At 71.1% G+C, this 17628-nt stretch carries 20 protein-coding genes; 7 read left to right on the forward strand and 13 right to left on the reverse strand.

The window, feature by feature from the left end; translation table 11 throughout:
- Nucleotides 1–29 precede the first annotated feature (29 nt).
- From IE321_RS04520 to IE321_RS04545, 6 genes are all read right to left on the reverse strand, one after another.
- On the reverse strand, nucleotides 30–1223 hold the full coding sequence (locus IE321_RS04520) for a hypothetical protein (RefSeq protein ID WP_190221879.1): 1194 nt from the start codon (nucleotides 1221–1223) through the stop codon (nucleotides 30–32).
- Between the two features lie 139 nt (nucleotides 1224–1362).
- Entirely contained in the window at nucleotides 1363–2286 is a 924-nt protein-coding gene (locus IE321_RS04525; protein ID WP_043228811.1) for a phage distal tail protein, read from the reverse strand.
- 35 nt (nucleotides 2287–2321) lie between these two features.
- Complete coding sequence (locus tag IE321_RS04530; RefSeq protein WP_190221880.1) at nucleotides 2322–3617, reverse strand: phage tail family protein; 1296 nt, start codon at nucleotides 3615–3617, stop codon at nucleotides 2322–2324.
- The gene (locus IE321_RS04535) at nucleotides 3614–4819 is read right to left on the reverse strand and encodes a phage tail protein (protein WP_043228810.1); all 1206 of its coding nucleotides are present in this window, start codon (nucleotides 4817–4819) and stop codon (nucleotides 3614–3616) included. The genes IE321_RS04530 and IE321_RS04535 overlap by 4 nt, the downstream gene beginning before the upstream one ends.
- Before the next feature lie 31 nt (nucleotides 4820–4850).
- On the reverse strand, nucleotides 4851–5804 hold the full coding sequence (locus IE321_RS04540) for a hypothetical protein (protein ID WP_190221881.1): 954 nt from the start codon (nucleotides 5802–5804) through the stop codon (nucleotides 4851–4853).
- A gap of 93 nt (nucleotides 5805–5897) precedes the next feature.
- Complete coding sequence (locus IE321_RS04545) at nucleotides 5898–6110, reverse strand: hypothetical protein (protein WP_043228807.1); 213 nt, start codon at nucleotides 6108–6110, stop codon at nucleotides 5898–5900.
- 303 nt (nucleotides 6111–6413) lie between these two features.
- On the opposite strand from IE321_RS04545, the gene IE321_RS04550 reads away from it, so the two are divergent.
- The gene (locus tag IE321_RS04550; RefSeq protein ID WP_190221882.1) at nucleotides 6414–7196 is read left to right on the forward strand and encodes a hypothetical protein; all 783 of its coding nucleotides are present in this window, start codon (nucleotides 6414–6416) and stop codon (nucleotides 7194–7196) included.
- Between the two features lie 49 nt (nucleotides 7197–7245).
- On the opposite strand, the gene IE321_RS43135 is transcribed toward IE321_RS04550, so the two are convergent.
- The 4 genes from IE321_RS43135 to IE321_RS04570 all read right to left on the reverse strand — a co-directional run bounded on the left by IE321_RS43135 (nucleotide 7246) and on the right by IE321_RS04570 (nucleotide 9215).
- Complete coding sequence (locus tag IE321_RS43135; protein WP_190221883.1) at nucleotides 7246–7482, reverse strand: hypothetical protein; 237 nt, start codon at nucleotides 7480–7482, stop codon at nucleotides 7246–7248.
- 212 nt (nucleotides 7483–7694) lie between these two features.
- Nucleotides 7695–7985, reverse strand: coding sequence for a hypothetical protein (locus IE321_RS04560; RefSeq protein WP_043228805.1), 291 nt, complete (start codon nucleotides 7983–7985; stop codon nucleotides 7695–7697).
- Nucleotides 7986–8077: 92 nt separating this feature from the next.
- A complete protein-coding gene (locus IE321_RS04565) occupies nucleotides 8078–8683 on the reverse strand; it encodes a phage tail tube protein (RefSeq protein ID WP_043228802.1) in 606 nt (201 codons plus the stop codon).
- Between the two features lie 124 nt (nucleotides 8684–8807).
- Nucleotides 8808–9215 carry a hypothetical protein gene (locus IE321_RS04570; protein ID WP_043228801.1) on the reverse strand — a complete coding sequence of 136 codons (408 nt, stop codon included), beginning with the start codon at nucleotides 9213–9215 and terminating at the stop codon, nucleotides 8808–8810.
- 426 nt (nucleotides 9216–9641) lie between these two features.
- On the opposite strand from IE321_RS04570, the gene IE321_RS04575 reads away from it, so the two are divergent.
- The gene (locus IE321_RS04575; RefSeq protein ID WP_190221884.1) at nucleotides 9642–10478 is read left to right on the forward strand and encodes an ATP-grasp domain-containing protein; all 837 of its coding nucleotides are present in this window, start codon (nucleotides 9642–9644) and stop codon (nucleotides 10476–10478) included.
- A 52-nt stretch (nucleotides 10479–10530) separates the two neighbouring features.
- Here IE321_RS04575 and IE321_RS04580 read toward each other — a convergent pair whose 3' ends face one another.
- From IE321_RS04580 to IE321_RS04590, 3 genes are read right to left on the reverse strand one after another with little or no spacing between them, the layout of a single operon-like run.
- Nucleotides 10531–10734 carry a MerR family transcriptional regulator gene (locus IE321_RS04580; RefSeq protein WP_043230261.1) on the reverse strand — a complete coding sequence of 68 codons (204 nt, stop codon included), beginning with the start codon at nucleotides 10732–10734 and terminating at the stop codon, nucleotides 10531–10533.
- A complete protein-coding gene (locus IE321_RS04585) occupies nucleotides 10728–11483 on the reverse strand; it encodes a hypothetical protein (protein ID WP_190221885.1) in 756 nt (251 codons plus the stop codon). Before IE321_RS04585 ends, IE321_RS04580 begins: the two co-directional genes overlap by 7 nt.
- Nucleotides 11476–11856 carry a WhiB family transcriptional regulator gene (locus IE321_RS04590; RefSeq protein ID WP_190221886.1) on the reverse strand — a complete coding sequence of 127 codons (381 nt, stop codon included), beginning with the start codon at nucleotides 11854–11856 and terminating at the stop codon, nucleotides 11476–11478. Before IE321_RS04590 ends, IE321_RS04585 begins: the two co-directional genes overlap by 8 nt.
- Nucleotides 11857–12099: 243 nt before the next feature.
- On the opposite strand from IE321_RS04590, the gene IE321_RS04595 reads away from it, so the two are divergent.
- The 5 genes from IE321_RS04595 to tuf all read left to right on the forward strand — a co-directional run bounded on the left by IE321_RS04595 (nucleotide 12100) and on the right by tuf (nucleotide 17527).
- On the forward strand, nucleotides 12100–12549 hold the full coding sequence (locus IE321_RS04595) for a helix-turn-helix domain-containing protein (protein ID WP_043230262.1): 450 nt from the start codon (nucleotides 12100–12102) through the stop codon (nucleotides 12547–12549).
- A gap of 629 nt (nucleotides 12550–13178) precedes the next feature.
- Nucleotides 13179–13550, forward strand: a complete 372-nt coding sequence (rpsL, locus tag IE321_RS04600; protein ID WP_003948652.1) for a 30S ribosomal protein S12 — start codon at nucleotides 13179–13181, stop codon at nucleotides 13548–13550.
- Between the two features lie 2 nt (nucleotides 13551–13552).
- Nucleotides 13553–14023: a 30S ribosomal protein S7 gene (gene rpsG / locus IE321_RS04605; RefSeq protein WP_030494244.1), complete on the forward strand. Its 471-nt coding sequence runs from the start codon at nucleotides 13553–13555 to the stop codon at nucleotides 14021–14023.
- A gap of 39 nt (nucleotides 14024–14062) precedes the next feature.
- Nucleotides 14063–16189 carry an elongation factor G gene (gene fusA / locus IE321_RS04610; RefSeq protein WP_190221887.1) on the forward strand — a complete coding sequence of 709 codons (2127 nt, stop codon included), beginning with the start codon at nucleotides 14063–14065 and terminating at the stop codon, nucleotides 16187–16189.
- Between the two features lie 144 nt (nucleotides 16190–16333).
- Entirely contained in the window at nucleotides 16334–17527 is a 1194-nt protein-coding gene (gene tuf / locus IE321_RS04615; protein ID WP_043230265.1) for an elongation factor Tu, read from the forward strand.
- Nucleotides 17528–17628: the final 101 nt, after the last annotated feature.

Genomic DNA, 17628 nt, shown 5'->3' on the forward strand with positions numbered 1-17628 from the left:
GTCGGGGGTCGGGGCGGTGGCGGTGGGGGTCAGGAACGGATCCACTGGGCCGCGAGCGTGCAGCCGTAGCCGGAGCCGCCGAGCGTGCGGACGGGGGCGGTGTGGGTGTGGTAGCCGGAGAGCTGGAGCATGTCGCCCGTGACCAGCCGGATGAGCGCGCTGCCGCCGACGCAGACGGCGCCGTTGCCCGCGGGGCCGAGCCAGGTCACCCGGGGGTGGTTGCCGCCGTTGATGGTGATCCGGCCGCCGCGCATGCCGGTCTGGCTGTCGTTGGCGTAGGTGACGTGGCCGTTGAGCCGCCACCAGCCGGTGCGCGGGACGGTGTAGGTGAGGCCGTTCCAGGCCTTGGCGTCGTCGACCTCGACGGTGGGCAGGCTGATCGGGGTCCAGGTGTTGGCGGCGAGCGTCTGCTGCTGGGCGGTCGACCACTGGGTCGCCCCGAACAGCACGGTGGAGGCGCCCTCGACGTACTGCCAGGCGGTGCCGTCCCAGCGCTGGAGGCCGGTGCCGGTGTCCCGGAACTGTCCGGCGTAGGCGCCGTCGGCGGTGCCGACCGGCGCGATCCCGCCGATCGCCTTCGGGTACGAGACCCAGGTGGTGCCGTCCCAGCGCTGGAGCAGCCCGGAGGTGTCCCGGTACTGGCCCGGGTAGGCGCCCTTGTAGCCGCTGGCCGGCATGATCCCGCCGAGCGCGACCACCGGCCAGTGCTGGGCGGTGACGGCGCCCTTGTCCCAGGCGATGCCGCCGGTGCCGGCCGAGGTGCCCTTGGGGACCTTGACCGTGTACAGCGGGAGCGTGCTGCCCGCGGGGCTCGTGGGGGCGACCGGGGCGGCGTCCGCCCGGCCCTTGACCAGGCGGACGACGGCCTCGGTGGTGCCGGTGCGGTCGTAGGCGTCGTCGACGACGGCCAGCTCGATCAGGTCGATCCGGTCGTACTGCGGGTCGCCGTCCTCGATGGTCAGGATCTCCGGCGCGGTGACCGCGACGAGGTACGCCCCCTGGGCGGTGTCCTTGCCCTGGACGATCGCGCGGCCGGTGCCGACGGTGGCCTGCATGGGGGCGCTGCCGGTGAGGACGAGACCGCCGGGCAGGACGCCGGCCCGGGAGCGGAGCGGGGTCTCCGCGGCGCTCTGGCCGCTGGGGGTGAGGAGGGCTGCGAGGGCGAGTCGGGTGTCCTCGCGGGTCTGCCCGGAGGACTGGAGCCAGGCGGCTCGTACGGTCATGGGATCACCTCGGGGTAGGGGAGGGGCGGAGAGGTACGGCCGCGGGAGGGCGGCACGCGGGAGCTGCCCGGCGGCTGGGTGCCGGGCGGCTCGGGGGCGTACGGGGGCATCGGGCGGCGCGCGGGCGCGCGCCGCCCGGTCACCACTCGGCGCTGCGCCAGCGGACGGTCATGAGGGCCTGCTCGGTGCCCTCCTCGGGCCGGAAGGACAGGTCGCTGCGGCCGGGCTCCAGGACGAACAGCTCCTCCGGGGTGGAGTCGGCCATCGCCGTGTGCAGCCGGGAGGCGGAGTTGTTGAGCATCACGGTGCCCGCGCGGGTGTCGACGGTGAGCTCGTCGCCGGCGGCCAGGTCGATGGCGTAGCGCAGCCGGCGCCGGCTGACCCGCTCGGTGACGCTCGGCATCGAGCAGGGCCCGCGGAAGACGATCACCGGGTGGGCGGGGGCGGAGCCGGTGTTCTCGACGACGGCGTCCCCGGTGGACTTGGCCTCGCCCCAGTCGAGCGGCCAGGTCAGCGGCCAGGTGATGCCCGCCTCGGGCTGCGGCGGAGTGGTCGTGGCGAGCTGCTCGTTGACCACGTACCGCCGCGGGTCGGCGGCGAGCCACTGGACGGACATGCGGGAGCTGCCCTGGGTGGCGAAGCCCTGGTCGGCGGGGACGACCCGCTGGGCGATCCGGGCGCGCACGGCGAGGGTCTCGCCGTGCAGCCGGACGGCGAGCCAGCGCTCCTCCTCCAGCAGGCCGAGCGCCTGGCGCAGCGCCCGGACGGCTCCGGCGGCCGAGCCGTGCTCGGGCATCAGCACGATGGTGCCGCCGGTCTTGCGGGGCTTGGCGTAGCGGGAGCCGGGCCAGGCGCCGTGGGAGGTCGGGCGGTCGGCGTCGGCGGAGTCGTACTCGGGCAGGTCCTCCCAGCCGGTCAGGCCGGACTTGTCGACGGCGAAGGGGGTGCCGGGGCCGATGAGGAGCCCGGCCCACTGCATCTGCCCGTCCTGGGTGATGAGCGAGCCGGGCGCGAGGTCGGCGGTGTGGTTGTTTCCGGCGTACGGGGTCGTGGTCTCGGCCATGGGGCCGTCACCTCACTTCGGGGTGGGCGGGGTCGTCAGGTCAGGACCGGCTGCTCGGCGCCGGTGCCGGTGTGGGCGGCGAGGAGGAAGTACAGGTCCTCGGCCACGCCCACGGGGCCGGCGCCGGGTTCCTCGCGGAACTCCCGGACGCGGTGCGGGCGCGGGGGCGGCTCGGTGAGCGCCGGGACGCGCCGGTGCTCCAGCTCGTTCAGGGCGTCGATGCGGTACTCGCCGGCCTCGGGGGGCGCGACGATGCCGCCCTCGGCGAGCATCGGGATCTTGTCGAGCGAGACGCCGAACTTCTTGCCGGTGAGCGGGATCTTGAAGCTGAGCTTGTTGAGGCCGTCGATGATCCAGTTGGCGAAGGCGATCAGGCCGTTGATGGGGCCCTTGACCACGCCGAGGACGGCGCTGAGGCCGCCCTTGACCAGGTCGCCGATGCCCTTGAGGGCCTTGGCGACGGCGTCCTTGGCGGTGCGGAAGAAGCCGGGGACCTTCTCGGTGATCCAGCGGACGACGGGCTGGACGGCGCTCTTGATGCCGCCGAGGGTGCGGGAGGCGATGCCGCCGAGGGCGTTGCTGGCCGCCCGGACGGCGGAGCCGATCCGGGAGATCCCGCCGACGGCCGCGCCCACGATCTTGAGGGCGGTCCTGAAGACGGTCAGGTACGCCTTGGCGTAGGTCCCGATGGCCTTGCCGAGCGCCTTCATGAAGGGGCTGAGGAAGTTCCAGACGCCCTGGACGGCCTTGAGGGCCTGCTGGAGGACCTGGCGGATGATCCGCTGTCCGGTCTCGGAGTGGACGGCGAGTTCGATGAGGTAGGCGGCGACGGGCACGATCAGGCCGACGAGGAAGCCGAGCGGGTTGGCCCGCATGGCGACGTTGACGCCCGTCATGGCGATCGAGGCGACGGTCATGACGGTGCCGAAGGTGCCCATCAGGCCGGTGATGACGTCGGCGACGGGCAGCAGCGGCAGCAGGAGTCCGAGGACCGCGCCGGCGCCGGTGCCGATCCGTCCGGCGGCGGTGCGGGCCTTGCCGGCGGCGGTGGCGATCCGCTGGACGCGGGTGGCGGCGGGGGAGCGGCGGAGCCTGTCGAGGGCGGTGCCGGTGCCGGCGGAGTTCTGGCCGAGGGTGCGGGTGGCGGTGCCGGCGTCACGGGCGGCGGTGACGAGGGCGGCGACGCCGGCGGACGCCCGCTGGACGTTCTGCCGGAGGTTCCGCACCGCCCCGGTCGCCCCGACGGCACCCTGCCGGAGGCCGCCCATCGGGCCGATGACCGCCCGGAAGGAGGGCATCACGACGCGGGGCGCGGCGAGGGCGGCGCTCATGCGCGGGCTCCACGCGCCTTCACCAGGTACATGAGGGCGTCGGCGGTGGCGTGCGGGTCGCTGCCGCGGGCCGCGTGGTAGTGCTCGATGTGCAGTCCGGCGCCGGCGGTGACGGCCTGGCCCTGGGCCTGGCGGGCGCGGCGGGCGGTGAGGGCGAGGAGCCGGTCGAGCTTGGAGAGCGGCAGGACGGCCTCGGCCTCGCCGGCTTCGGCGAGGATGGCGGGGACGCCGCCGGTGCGGGGCATCACGACACCGCCGGTGGCGAGCATCGGGATGGTGGGGATGTTGACGCCGAAGGTCTTGCCGCCGACGACGGGGACCCAGCCGGGGACGGAGACCTTGACCCGGTTGATGGCGCGGATCATGGAGTTGATCAGGCCGATGACGGCGTTGATCGGGCCCTTCACGCCGCTCTTGATGCCGTCGAAGGCGCGGGACGCGATGCCCTTGAGGCCGTTCCAGATGGACGACATCTTGTCCTTGACGGCGCTGAACGCCTTGGGGATCGCGCTCTTGATCCAGTTCACCACCGGGGTGATGACGCGCTTGATGCCGTTCCAGACGGTGCTGATGACGGTCTTGATCGCCTTCATGACCGTGGTGATGACCGTCTTCCAGATCTTCACGTAGGTCTTGATGACGGTGGCGACCGCCTTGACGACGGTGGAGATGGCCTTCTTGATGCCGTTCCAGACCGTCTTGATGAGCGAGCCGGCCTTCTTCATGATCGGCCCGATGGCCTTCATGACGGAGCTGATGACGCTCTTGACGGCGCTGAACGCCTTCTTCAGGACCGTCTGCATCGTCTTCGAGCGCAGCGCCATGTCGACGACGGCCTCGATGAGCGGCATGAAGAGTTCGAGCAGGCGGACCAGGAAGTTGCCCTTCATGGACTTGTTGAGCTTGTCCTGGCCCTTGGCGGCCTTGCCGGCGCCGGATTCGTACTTGCCGAGCTTGCCGCCGGCGGACTGGGCGGTGGTGCCGGCCTTCTTCATGGCCCGCTCGGCCTGGTCGGACGCGGTCTTGAGGTTCTTCAGCTGGGTGCCGGCGCCCTGGGCGTTCGTACGCAGCGTCCTGAGCTGACCGGACGCGGACCGGCCGGCGTCGCCGACCTTCTTGACCGAGGTGCCGGCGTTGGACGCCTGGGTCTTGAAGCTGCCGAGGGCGGTCGACGCGTTCTTGAGGTTTCTGACGAGGGACATGGATGTACCTCCTTTCGGGGATGGGTGGGGGTCAGCGGGCGCCGGCGCCGGCGATCACGTCGTCGAGGCTGCCGATGACGGTCCGGAGGTCGCGGAACTTGTCACGGAGGGTTCCGGTCTCGTTGGCGAGGTTGTTCATCGCCTGGGCCGTGTTTCCGAGCTGGGTGTCCGTGGGCAGCTTGGTGGGCTGGAACCTGCCCAACTCGTCGTTGAGCTTCTCCAGGCCCTCGGCGATCTTCCGCAGCTTCACGGCGTTGACCTTCTTGATGGCCCCGCCCAAGGTGTCGAGGACGGTCACGGCCTTGTCGGCCTTGTTCTGGTTCGGCAGCCTCTTGAAGGAGTTCAGGAACGAGGGGGCCTTCGCCTCGAACCTCTCCACCTGCGGGTTCAGCTTCTCGAGCGCCCTGGCCAGCGTCTCGGCCTGCTGGGCGTTGGCCGGGTCGCTCACGAGGTCGGCGATGCTGGTGCCGCCGTTGGCGATCCGGCGCTCGCGCTGGTCGACGACGGCGGCGTTCTCGCGCGAGAAGGGGCCGTTGGGCCCCCGCATGGTGATGACGTCGCCGTTCAGCATCCACTTCATCAGCGCGCGGGACCCCGCGAGGGCGGCCGCCGCGACCACGATGGCGATGAGGGGCAGCAGGGCCTGGGTCAGACCGAGGGCCAGCGCGGGCAGGGCCGCGACCAGGCCGTTCTTGAAGATCTCCTCGATGCCCTTGTAGATCTTGTCGAAGCCCAGGAGCTCCATGATCTCCTGCCAGGGGCTCTTGACGACCTCCTCGTGGGCCGCCTTGAGCTGGTCGAGGGCCTCCTTGAAGTGCTTCTCGATGAACTCCTGAGTGGCGACCTTGGGGGACACGTTGATGAGGTGGTGCTTGAGCAGGGAGGGCAGCTCGGGCTTGTCCTTGCCGTCGGGGTCGGCCCGGCCCTCGATCAGCGCGGCCTTCAGTTCGGAGATCCTGTCGAGGATCTCCTGTTCCTTGTTCATGGTTCGCTCCGCTTCCGGCCCGTGCGGGCCAAGCGCCGAAAAGCCCCCGCCGGGTCCCGGCAGGGGCTCGTTCGCAGGGGCTGTGCGCCGCGGCTAGGCGTCGGTGTCCCGGCGGGGGCCGCGCGGCACCGTCGCGAGGGCGTCGTTCCAGCCGGCGGCGTACGCGAGGGTCTCGCGGCGGGAGACCTCGGCGTAGAGGGTGCCGAGCAGGGCTCTCTTGTCGAGGGCGGCGGGTCCGTCGAGGAGCTGGCGAAGGCGGTCCTGGAGAGGGATGTGCGGTCGCGCTGCCTCGCCCGGCTGAGTCATGGACGCCTGCCTTCCTTTGCTTGCCCGTGCGTGCGTGGCGGCGCCGCGTGCGTGTGGAGAGCGGGGGCACCACGTTATCGAACTACTGTGCGAACAGAGTGTGGAACATCTGTTCGAGGTTTGTCGAGCGAGATGGGGCTGACGGCGTGTCTTCTCGTCAGGTTCTCGAACGAGTTGGCGGTGATCGAAGGAAAAGTTCGACCGGGTAACCTGGAGGGCGCTCTCCCGGCCGACCACTCCGGGACGGCACGGGGCGCGAGGGGCGCGCGGGGACCCCAGGGGGCTGGAAGGCAGCACTGACACATGGACACGGACCCGGATGCCGACCGGCGGGACCGCATGGTCGACTGGCTCGCCTCCCATCCCGATCTCCCGCACCTCTTCGCACGGCTCTCCGAACTCGTCCACGCCCTCGGGTACGCTCCCGAGGAGCTCGTCGTGATCCCCCGGTCCGAGATCGACCGCCGGGAGACCACCGCCTTCACCTCCGGCTGGGCCGAAGCCGTCTCCGACGAACTCCCGCGCATCCGGCGGGAGTACGAGCGCCGCGTCGCCGACGCCTACGCCCAGGGGCAGGGCGACGGCCGGGGCGTCGGACGGCAGCAGCGCCGCAGGGACGCCGGGCCGCAGGACGGCGCCCGGGTCATCGCGCTGCCCTTCGCCCGGCTCCTCGAACCGCCCGCCGCCGTCGTCGAGGCCGAGGAGCGGGTGCGCCGGGAGCGCGAGCTGTTCGAGCGGGGCCCGGTGCCGGAGCCGGAGCCCGACAGCGGGTACGGGGACGAGCCCGAGCCCGAGCACGGCAAGGAGCCCGCGCCCGACGCGACGGCGCCCGACGCCCTGGTCACGGCCCAGGAGAGCCGCGCCCGGCGCAACGCGCAGCCCGTCCGCAAGGTCGTACGGGGCAAGGGCGGCCGCCCGATCGTCCCGCCGCTCTCCCACGTCCCCGTCCAGCAGGGCGGCGGCACCGGCGAACGCCGGGACCCCGAGCCCCGCAGGACCCGCCGCCTCTCCGAGCGCGCCAAGGCGCTGGAGGAGGAACTTGCCGCCGAGCGCACCCAGGAAGCACCTCCGGAGTCCGCCCCCTGACGGGAACGGACTCGGGGAGGGCGGAACCGACGGGACGGGCGGCCGGCGCTCAGCCGAAGAAGCGGGCGAGCTCGCCGGGGGAGACGGCGTGGGCCGGCGTGCCGGCCGGGGGAGCGGGCGCCCCGCCCACCGTCCCGGTCACGGTGCCCTCCCCGTCCTCGTCCCCGTGCTCGTCCTCCTTGGATCCCGGCCGCGGCACCGCCTGCGGGAACTCCGGCGGATCGCTGTCCTCACCGCTGTTGACGCAGGTGAACATCCAGTTGGAGACGGCCAGATGGTCCACCACCGCCGCCAGCAGGTGGTCGGTGACCGACCACTCGGCGGCCTCGCCGTGGATCTGGCGCTGGAGGGCGCTCTCCCGCGGCAGGTGCTTGACCAGGACCAGCAGCCGCCGGCTGGACAGCTCGCCCCGGTGCCAGTCGAGGATGTCGGTCCCGTAGTAGCGGATCAGGTCCGCCTCAAGGGCCTCGGCGTGTTCGTCGACGAACTCGACGAGGCTCAGTCTTCCCCCAGGCCGAGCCCGGTCTCCTGGCCGTACGCCTCCAGGATGGCGGCGATGTCCTGCATGGTGACGTCGTGCTCCTCGAAGCGGGCGAACTGCTCCGCGCCCATGAGGAGCGCGAGCAGGCCGTCCACGTCGTTGTCGTCGAGCTTGCGCAGGCCCTTCGCGGTCGTGCGGGAGAGCTCCGTGGGGAGGGTGAAGGTGTCGCCGTCCAGCTCGAAGGTCCAGGAGCGGCTGCGGCCCTCCTGGCGCTGGGCGCGGGCGGCGTTGACGTCGAAACGGGCCATGGTGATGCGTACTCCTTGATCGGATCCGTACGAAGGGGAGGGGAGGGCCCGGGGCCGGACGGCGGGGGCGCCGCCGTCCCGCCCCGGGGGGATCAGGCCGAGGCGCCGTACTGGTTGTCCTTCATCAGGAAGGTGGCCAGCGGCTTGCCGTCGCCGTTCGACATGGCCGTGAAGGTGACGCCCAGGGTGGACGCCGCCTTGCGGGCCAGCTTGATGTCGTCGGAGGCGGTGACCTGGCCGCGCGGGATGATGAAGCGGTACGTGACCGCGGTGCCGCCGACCTTGACGTCGGTGAACTCCAGGCCGAGGGCGCGGGCGTCCGCGTACGGGCGCTCGGCGATCTCGTACTTGTACGTGTCGGTCGACGCGGCCGGCTCCGCCTCGACCTTGCCGCCGCCCATGAAGAACGGCAGCGTGTCCTCGTTGAACTGGAGCAGCGAGAACTTCAGCGACAGGTCACGGCTGGAGTAGATGAAGTGCACCGGCGACACCGACTGCCAGGTGTCGATCGGCTCCAGCTTGTCCTTCTTGGAGAAGGTGACGCCGTCACCGGTGGTGTAGCCGAGGTTCGTCCAGGTCGCCGCGGCCCAGTCGGTGGCCGGGTCGGAGCCGAAGGACGGGGCGGTGGCGCCGGCCGTGGCGACGAAGAGCTTGCCGGAGCCGGCGACGCGGATCTCGGCCGAGTTGTTTCCTGCCATGGTGGGTTTCTCCTTGTGATGGGTGAGGGCGCCGCGCCCGGGCGGAGGGAAGGGAGCCCGGGTACGGCAAAGGCCCCGCCGGTCGGCGGGGCCTCGTCGGTGGGCCGGGTGATCCGGCGGGGCGTCAGAAGACGCTCAGGGAGAGGCGCAGCACGCAGAGGTAGCGGTGGGCGCCCCGGTAGAGGTAGTCGGGCAGCCAGCGCGGCCCGTCCTGCTCCTCCACGTCGTGGACGACGTTGGTGCCGATCTGCTTGCCGAGGGTGGCGAGCAGCGCGCGCCGGGCGCCGTTGGCGAGGACGTGGGCGGCCTCCTTGGTGGGGCCGTAGACCTCGAACTCGATCAGCGGCATGTCGACGTGCAGGTCGCCGATCCAGGCGCCGCCGCGGCGGTTGACCAGGACGGCGGCCTGGGTGCCGTCGAAGCCGGCGGGCGCCTGGACGGCGATCACCGCCCCGGCCAGCGCCGGGTCGGCCTTGAGGACGTCGACGACCAGCTTCTCGACGTCCGGGAACGCACTCGGGGGAGTGGTCATGACGGTTTCTCCTCGGGAGGGAGGGGCGGTGGAGAGGGGGCCGCCGCCCGGGGTTCCCGCGGGGGAGGGGGCGGGGCGCGGGAACGCGCCCGGACGACGGACGGCGGAGCCGCCGCCCGTCCTGCGGGCGCAGCTCCGCCGCTGCGCCAACTGTGACAGAGAGCGTGCGCGCACGCAACTAGTTCGGGGGCCGAAGCGACCGGAATCCCGGAGAAGTGGCCCTGACCTGCGGCGATGCCTTCCGTGCGAGCGGCACTCGCCGATAGGTTGGCCCTCCCCGACCCGCTTCCAGCCGCGCCCCGACCGCTCTCCGCCCCCTTTCCGCCCCTTCCCCGCCCCTGTTCTGCCCCCCCCGCCCCTGTTCTGCCCCCTCCCCGCCCCGCTCCCTCTCCGTCCCCCGTTCCGTCCCCTCCCGAGGAGCCGCCCGTGTCCGCCGACCGCCCCCGCCTGCTCTACGTCACCGACCTCGCCTACCCGGCCCGCGGACGGCGCTACTGCGACGAGGACATCGACCTCACCGCCCGGCTCCGCGCCTCCTTCGACCTCGCCCTCTGCCACCCCCGCGACGCCGCCGCCCTGATGGACGCCTTCGACGCCGTCGTCGTCCGCAACAGCGGCCCGGTCCTCCACTTCCAGGAGGCGTACGACCGCTTCCGCGAGCGCGCCGCGGCCCTCGGCACCCGCGTCTACAACCCGCTCCACGGCCGCGGCGACATGGCCGGCAAGCAGTACCTCCTCGACCTCACCGCCGAGGGCCGCCCCGTCATCCCCACCGTCGACCGCCCCGAGGACCTGCACCGGCTCCCCGAGGCCGCCGCCTACGCGGTCAAGCCCAAGGCCGGCGCCGACTCCATAGGACTGCGCTTCCTCCCGTACGCCGAGCTCGCCGCACTCCCGTACGGGGACGGGGAACTGCTCGTCCAGCCCAGGATCGACTTCCGGTACGAGCTCTCCTTCTACTTCGTCGACGACCGCTTCCAGTACGCGCTGTACGCCCCCGACCCCGAGCGCCGCTGGGAACTGGTGCCGTACGAACCCACCGCGGCCGACCTGGACTTCGCGCGCGGCTTCGTCGACTGGAACACGCTGCGCCACGGCATCCAGCGCGTCGACGCCTGTCGGGCCCCCGATGGGGAGCTCCTCCTCGTCGAGCTGGAGGACCTCAACCCGTACCTCTCCCTCGACCGCGTCGACGAGCCGGTCCGCGCCCGCTTCACCGAGGAACTGACCCGCTCCCTGCACGACTTCCTGAAGCGGGCATGAGAAAGCGCCCCCGCGTCCGTCAGGACACGGGGGCGCCGCTTCGTACGGGAGGTCAGGCGGTACGCGGCCGCCGGCGGGCCGCCCGCTCCGCCGCGAAGACGTCCTCCAGGCGGAAGAGCTGCGCCCGGCCCGCCTTGCCGACGGCCCGCAGATGGCCCAGCTGCACCCACTTGCGGATGGTCGCGGGGGCCACCCCGGCCTCCTCGGCGGCGAGCGGGCCCGGGATCAGGGCGGGCAGGTGGGGGGTGCTCAGCATGAGGTCTCCTTCGTCCCGGCCGCCGCGGCCGTGTCGTCCATCGCCGCCTCGATCTCCTCCGTGCGCGCCCCGGAGGCGTCCGCCAGCTCCCGCCACTCCTCCTCCCGCCACAGGTGCCGGTAGGCGGGGTCGTCCTGGCAGCCGCAGACCGGGTCGACGCACACGCAGGCCGGGTTCACGCACAGCACCGCCCGGCGGTCCGGGAAGGCGCGCAGCGAGACCGAGTCGCACCAGGGGCAGCGGCCCGCCACCCGTACGACCGTCTCCGCCTCGCCCAGGGTGCGGGCGCACCGGCGGGCCATCCGCCGCACCTCGTCCCGCACGTGCCGGGCGAGGTCCGGGTGGGCCGCGACGGGGTCGAGCAGGGCGACGACCCGGCGCAGCCGGTCGACCACCCCAGCCCGCGGCGGGCGCGGCAGGCCGAGCCGCGCGTGGACGGCCTCCTCCAGCTCCACCACGCCGTCGGTGACGTCCCGGATGCAGTCCGAGACGTGCAGCCGGATCGGGGCGGCGCCGTGGCCGGGCACGGCGAGCCCGTGCCGCTGCTCCAGGAGCAGCGCCTCGCGCCGCTCCCGCCGGATCAGTTCGGCGGTGCCGGGCGGCGGCGCGGCCGGCCCGGCGCCCGCAGGGGAGCGGCGTACCGGTGCCAGCTCCTCGGCCAGCTCGGGGAAGTGGCGGACGAGGGCGGCTGCCCAGAGGGTGATGTCCCGCAGGACGGGGGCGGCGGTCTCGCCGGTGCGCTCAGTCACGGTCGCCTCCGGCGCGGGCCGGGAGGCCGCCGGCGGGGACGGCGGCGAGCTGGGCGGCGACCATCCGGGCGTCGAGGGGGGCGGGGCCGTTCCGGGCGTCGAGGGGGGCCGGGCCGCCCTCGTGGCGTCCGGCGCCGTCGCGGGGGCGGGGCTTCACCGGGCGGCCGTTGCGCCAGAGGCGGCCCGCGCAGACGCCGTCGAACCAGCTCTCGGCGGGGGCCACGGCCGCCTCGCACTCGCGGGCGACGGGACAGACGGCGCAGGCGCGCAGGGCGGGGGCGGCCTGCCGCTCGCGGCGGGCGAAGACGACGGCCGGGGAGAGGCCGGCGCACGCGGCGGCGGCCTGCCAGGGGGTCGGGTCGGGCTGGAACAAGACGTTTCTCTCCACGGTCCGGGCCACCGGGACGGCAGGGGCCCGTGAGGGCCCTGGGGTTCAGGGGGCAGACGAGTGCGGCGATCGGCAGACTTACATGTTGCGCGCTCGCGCGCAACTATGGGTCGGGAGGGGTCTTCACCGATTCGACACGATTGCGTGCCCGAAAGCACGTAATTCCGTGCGCGCAAGCACGCTAGAGTGGGGGCCCGGAGAGGGTGGGGGATGAGGGAGCGGTAGAGCATGAACACTCAAGGACTCGACGAGTTCGCGGGCTGGGTCGAAGGTCTGATGAGAGCGCGCGGCTACGACATCGACAGTCCGCGGGGCGGCGGCAAGTCCCGCATCGCCGACGAGGCGGGCGTGCACCGGGCCGCGGTGACCCGCCTCCTCCAGCGCCAGAGCATGCCCGACCTGGAGACCATGCGCCGGATCGCCCCGCTGCTCGGGGTCTCCGTGCGGGACATGCTCATCCGGTCCGGCCGCGTCACGCCGGAGGAGCTGCCGCTGGCGGCGGACCTGCTGCCGCCGACCGACTGGCAGCCCACCATGGAGGACTTCGCCCGCTGGCTGGGCGTCCCCGACGAGCGCATGGGCGTCTTCGTCAAGGTCGTCAGCCAGTTCCTGGAACCCGACGTCGCCCCCGAGGCCGAGGAACCCCGCGCCGAACCCCGCCGCACGGCCCGCGACTGACCCGGCCCGGGCGTCCGGCTCCCGGTCCGCGGCCGGTTCCGAGGTGGGTTCAGAGGCCGGGGTTGTGAATCCGGTCTCCCGGACCGGCGTCGGCCCGGCTCCGGCCGTCCGAACCCCGGGATCCGGATCCCGGGGTTCGGACACCCGTCCCGTCCCTCCTCCGCGGCCCGGCGGCCGGCGGGAGCGGTCGGCCGGCCTCCGGGCGACGCCCGAGGGGGTGGGGTCGTCGTCGGGGGCGCCCGGCCGCGCGCCCCTCAAGTCGCTTGTGGCGCGGGGGTGGTCGGGGGGCTCACGGGTCGCGCGCCGGTCGGGCGGGCCGGTCCGCCGGGGCGGGGTGCGGAAGGGTTGCGTCCGGAGGCCGCAGGGCCGGACGATCTTCGCGGCCGGGTCGGCGGGTTCCATTTCTTTTGACCGCAGTCCGTGCGATAGGTACGCTCATGCCTTGTGCCTGGGGTGTGCCTGGGCTCCTGTGCGTGTCCACAACCGCACGGTGAGTCCGAGACCGGCCACCGTGATCCGCGCCTTTCCGCGCTCAGCGGAAGGTCCACCGGATCCGACACTCCCGACCGCGTGGGTCGGCGAATGTTCCAGGTTAGTAGTACTTACGGCACACAGAAACCGGAGAAGTAGTGCCTACGATCCAGCAGCTGGTCCGGAAGGGCCGGCAGGACAAGGTCGAGAAGAACAAGACGCCCGCTCTCGAGGGTTCGCCCCAGCGCCGTGGCGTCTGCACGCGTGTGTTCACGACCACCCCGAAGAAGCCGAACTCGGCCCTCCGTAAGGTCGCGCGTGTGCGTCTGACCAGCGGCATCGAGGTCACGGCCTACATCCCGGGTGAGGGACACAACCTGCAGGAGCACTCGATCGTGCTCGTGCGTGGCGGCCGTGTGAAGGACCTGCCTGGTGTTCGTTACAAGATCATCCGCGGTTCGCTCGACACCCAGGGTGTCAAGAACCGCAAGCAGGCCCGCAGCCGCTACGGCGCCAAGAAGGAGAAGTAAGAATGCCTCGTAAGGGCCCCGCCCCGAAGCGCCCGGTCATCATCGACCCGGTCTACGGTTCTCCTCTTGTCACGTCGCTGATCAACAAGATCCTGCTCGACGGCAAGCGCTCCACCGCTGAGCGCATCGTCTACGGCGCCATGGAGGGCCTGCGCGAGAAGACCGGTGCTGACCCGGTCGTCACGCTGAAGCGCGCCCTCGAGAACGTCAAGCCGGCTCTCGAGGTCAAGTCCCGCCGTGTCGGTGGCGCCACCTACCAGGTGCCGATCGAGGTCAAGCCCGGTCGTGCCTCCACCCTCGCGCTGCGCTGGCTCGTCGGTTACTCCCGCGCCCGCCGCGAGAAGACCATGACCGAGCGCCTCATGAACGAGCTCCTGGACGCCTCCAACGGCCTGGGTGCTTCGGTCAAGAAGCGCGAGGACACGCACAAGATGGCCGAGTCCAACAAGGCCTTCGCGCACTACCGCTGGTAGTCGCAACCCCCATCGAGACCGAGAGAAGACTGAAGCCTTATGGCTACCACTTCGCTTGACCTGGCCAAGGTGCGCAACATCGGCATCATGGCCCACATCGACGCGGGCAAGACGACCACCACCGAGCGGATCCTGTTCTACACCGGCGTTTCGTACAAGATCGGTGAGGTCCACGACGGCGCTGCCACGATGGACTGGATGGAGCAGGAGCAGGAGCGTGGCATCACGATCACGTCCGCTGCCACCACCTGCCACTGGCCGCTCGAGAACGTCGACCACACGATCAACATCATCGACACGCCGGGTCACGTCGACTTCACCGTCGAGGTGGAGCGTTCCCTGCGCGTGCTCGACGGTGCTGTGACCGTGTTCGACGGCGTGGCCGGCGTCGAGCCCCAGTCCGAGACCGTCTGGCGTCAGGCGGACCGCTACGGCGTTCCGCGCATCTGCTTCGTCAACAAGCTCGACCGCACGGGTGCCGACTTCTTCCGCTGCGTCAGCATGATCGTGGACCGCCTCGGCGCCACCCCGATCGTGATGCAGCTCCCGATCGGTGCCGAGGCCGACTTCGAGGGCGTCATCGACCTCGTCAAGATGAAGGCCCTCGTCTGGTCCGCCGAGGCGACCAAGGGCGAGATGTACGACGTCGTCGACATCCCTGCCGACAAGCAGGAGCTCGCCGACGAGTACCGCGCCAAGCTCGTCGAGGCCGTCGCCGAGAACGACGAGGAGCTCATGGAGCTCTTCCTCGAGGGCGTCGAGCCCACCGAGGAGCAGCTCTACGCGGCGATCCGTCGTATCACCATCGCCTCCGGCAAGGGCGGCGAGACCACGGTCACCCCCGTGTTCTGTGGCACCGCGTTCAAGAACAAGGGCGTCCAGCCCCTGCTCGACGCTGTCGTCCGCTACCTGCCGTCGCCCCTGGACGTCGAGGCCATCGAGGGCCAGGACGTCAAGGACGCCGAGGTCGTCGTCCGGCGCAAGCCGTCCGACGACGAGCCGCTGGCCGCCCTCGCGTTCAAGATCGCGAGCGACCCGCACCTCGGCAAGCTCACCTTCGTCCGGATCTACTCCGGTCGCCTGGAGGCCGGCACCGCGGTGCTGAACTCCGTCAAGGGCAAGAAGGAGCGCATCGGCAAGATCTACCGCATGCACGCGAACAAGCGTGAGGAGATCGACTCGGTGGGCGCCGGCGACATCGTCGCCGTCATGGGCCTGAAGCAGACCACCACCGGTGAGACGCTGTGCGACGAGAAGAACCCGGTCATCCTGGAGTCCATGGACTTCCCGGCGCCGGTCATCCAGGTCGCGATCGAGCCCAAGTCCAAGGGTGACCAGGAGAAGCTGGGTGTCGCCATCCAGCGTCTCGCGGAGGAGGACCCCTCCTTCCAGGTTCACTCGGACGAGGAGACCGGCCAGACCATCATCGGTGGCATGGGCGAGCTCCACCTCGACATCCTCGTCGACCGCATGCGTCGCGAGTTCAAGGTCGAGGCGAACGTCGGCAAGCCGCAGGTCGCGTACCGCGAGACGATCCGCAAGGCCGTCGAGCGACTTGACTACACCCACAAGAAGCAGACCGGTGGTACCGGTCAGTTCGCCAAGGTGCAGATCGCGATCGAGCCCATCGAGGGCGGCGAGGCGTCGTACGAGTTCGTGAACAAGGTCACCGGTGGCCGCATCCCGAAGGAGTACATCCCTTCGGTCGACGCGGGTGCGCAGGAGGCCATGCAGTTCGGCATCCTGGCCGGCTACGAGATGACTGGCGTCCGCGTCATCCTTCTCGACGGTGGCTACCACGAGGTCGACTCCTCCGAGCTCGCGTTCAAGATCGCCGGTTCGCAGGCCTTCAAGGAGGCCGCGCGCAAGGCTTCCCCCGTGCTCCTTGAGCCGATGATGGCCGTCGAGGTCACCACGCCCGAGGACTACATGGGCGAGGTCATCGGCGACATCAACTCCCGCCGTGGCCAGATCCAGGCCATGGAGGAGCGTCACGGTGCCCGCATCGTGAAGGGCCTCGTGCCCCTGTCGGAGATGTTCGGCTACGTCGGCGACCTCCGCAGCAAGACCTCGGGTCGCGCAAGCTACTCGATGCAGTTCGACTCCTACGCCGAGGTTCCGCGGAACGTCGCCGAGGAGATCATCGCGAAGGCCAAGGGCGAGTAACGCACCGCGTCCACACGCTTTAGGCTTGACACCGACCGGTGGGGGGCCGTCCCGAGAGGGATACCCCCTGCCGGACGGCACCCCAGCAAAGATCACCTGGCGCCGATGAAGCAAGGCGTTCAGAACCACTCCAGGAGGACCCCAGTGGCGAAGGCGAAGTTCGAGCGGACTAAGCCGCACGTCAACATCGGCACCATCGGTCACATCGACCACGGTAAGACGACCCTCACGGCCGCCATTACCAAGGTGCTGCACGACGCGTACCCGGACCTGAACGAGGCCTCGGCCTTCGACCAGATCGACAAGGCTCCCGAGGAGCGCCAGCGCGGTATCACGATCTCGATCGCGCACGTCGAGTACCAGACCGAGCAGCGTCACTACGCCCACGTCGACTGCCCGGGTCACGCGGACTACATCAAGAACATGATCACCGGTGCCGCGCAGATGGACGGCGCCATCCTCGTGGTCGCCGCCACCGACGGCCCGATGCCGCAGACCAAGGAGCACGTGCTCCTGGCCCGCCAGGTCGGCGTTCCGTACATCGTCGTCGCCCTGAACAAGGCCGACATGGTGGACGACGAGGAGATCCTGGAGCTCGTCGAGCTCGAGGTCCGTGAGCTCCTCTCCGAGTACGAGTTCCCGGGCGACGACCTTCCGGTCGTCCGCGTCTCGGCGCTCAAGGCGCTCGAGGGCGACAAGGAGTGGGGCGAGAAGCTCCTCGGCCTCATGAAGGCCGTGGACGAGTCCATCCCGCAGCCCGAGCGTGACGTCGACAAGCCGTTCCTGATGCCGATCGAGGACGTCTTCACGATCACCGGTCGTGGCACCGTCGTCACCGGTCGCATCGAGCGTGGTGTCCTCAAGGTCAACGAGACCGTCGACATCATCGGCATCAAGACCGAGAAGACCACCACCACGGTCACCGGCATCGAGATGTTCCGCAAGCTGCTCGACGAGGGCCAGGCCGGTGAGAACGTCGGTCTGCTCCTCCGTGGCATCAAGCGCGAGGATGTCGAGCGCGGCCAGGTCATCATCAAGCCCGGCTCGGTCACGCCCCACACCTCCTTCGAGGCCCAGGCGTACATCCTGTCGAAGGACGAGGGTGGCCGTCACACCCCGTTCTTCAACAACTACCGCCCGCAGTTCTACTTCCGTACCACGGACGTGACCGGCGTCGTGACCCTCCCCGAGGGCACCGAGATGGTCATGCCGGGCGACAACACCTCCATGACCGTCGAGCTGATCCAGCCCGTCGCCATGGAGGAGGGCCTCAAGTTCGCCATCCGTGAGGGTGGCCGGACCGTCGGCGCCGGCCAGGTCGTCAAGATCAACGCCTGATCTTGAACTGACCTGGTGGCTCGCAGGAGCCGCTGAGCAGTAGGGGAAGGCCCCGCACCGTCAGGTGCGGGGCCTTCTCGCGTACCCGGGGACCTCCCGCC

This window comes from Streptomyces hydrogenans, assembly GCF_014656075.1.
In the GTDB taxonomy this organism is placed as follows: Bacteria; Actinomycetota; Actinomycetes; order Streptomycetales; family Streptomycetaceae; genus Streptomyces; species Streptomyces hydrogenans.

Coding starts and splice junctions, on each gene's coding strand:
- IE321_RS04520 (WP_190221879.1), bottom strand. CDS start 1,223: ATGACCGTACGAGCCGCCTGGCTCCAGTCCTCCGGGCAGACCCGCGAG.
- IE321_RS04525 (WP_043228811.1), bottom strand. CDS start 2,286: ATGGCCGAGACCACGACCCCGTACGCCGGAAACAACCACACCGCCGAC.
- IE321_RS04530 (WP_190221880.1), bottom strand. CDS start 3,617: ATGAGCGCCGCCCTCGCCGCGCCCCGCGTCGTGATGCCCTCCTTCCGG.
- IE321_RS04535 (WP_043228810.1), bottom strand. CDS start 4,819: ATGTCCCTCGTCAGAAACCTCAAGAACGCGTCGACCGCCCTCGGCAGC.
- IE321_RS04540 (WP_190221881.1), bottom strand. CDS start 5,804: ATGAACAAGGAACAGGAGATCCTCGACAGGATCTCCGAACTGAAGGCC.
- IE321_RS04545 (WP_043228807.1), bottom strand. CDS start 6,110: ATGACTCAGCCGGGCGAGGCAGCGCGACCGCACATCCCTCTCCAGGAC.
- IE321_RS04550 (WP_190221882.1), top strand. CDS start 6,414: ATGGACACGGACCCGGATGCCGACCGGCGGGACCGCATGGTCGACTGG.
- IE321_RS04560 (WP_043228805.1), bottom strand. CDS start 7,985: ATGGCCCGTTTCGACGTCAACGCCGCCCGCGCCCAGCGCCAGGAGGGC.
- IE321_RS04565 (WP_043228802.1), bottom strand. CDS start 8,683: ATGGCAGGAAACAACTCGGCCGAGATCCGCGTCGCCGGCTCCGGCAAG.
- IE321_RS04570 (WP_043228801.1), bottom strand. CDS start 9,215: ATGACCACTCCCCCGAGTGCGTTCCCGGACGTCGAGAAGCTGGTCGTC.
- IE321_RS04580 (WP_043230261.1), bottom strand. CDS start 10,734: ATGCTGAGCACCCCCCACCTGCCCGCCCTGATCCCGGGCCCGCTCGCC.
- IE321_RS04595 (WP_043230262.1), top strand. CDS start 12,100: ATGAACACTCAAGGACTCGACGAGTTCGCGGGCTGGGTCGAAGGTCTG.
- rpsG (WP_030494244.1), top strand. CDS start 13,553: ATGCCTCGTAAGGGCCCCGCCCCGAAGCGCCCGGTCATCATCGACCCG.
- fusA (WP_190221887.1), top strand. CDS start 14,063: ATGGCTACCACTTCGCTTGACCTGGCCAAGGTGCGCAACATCGGCATC.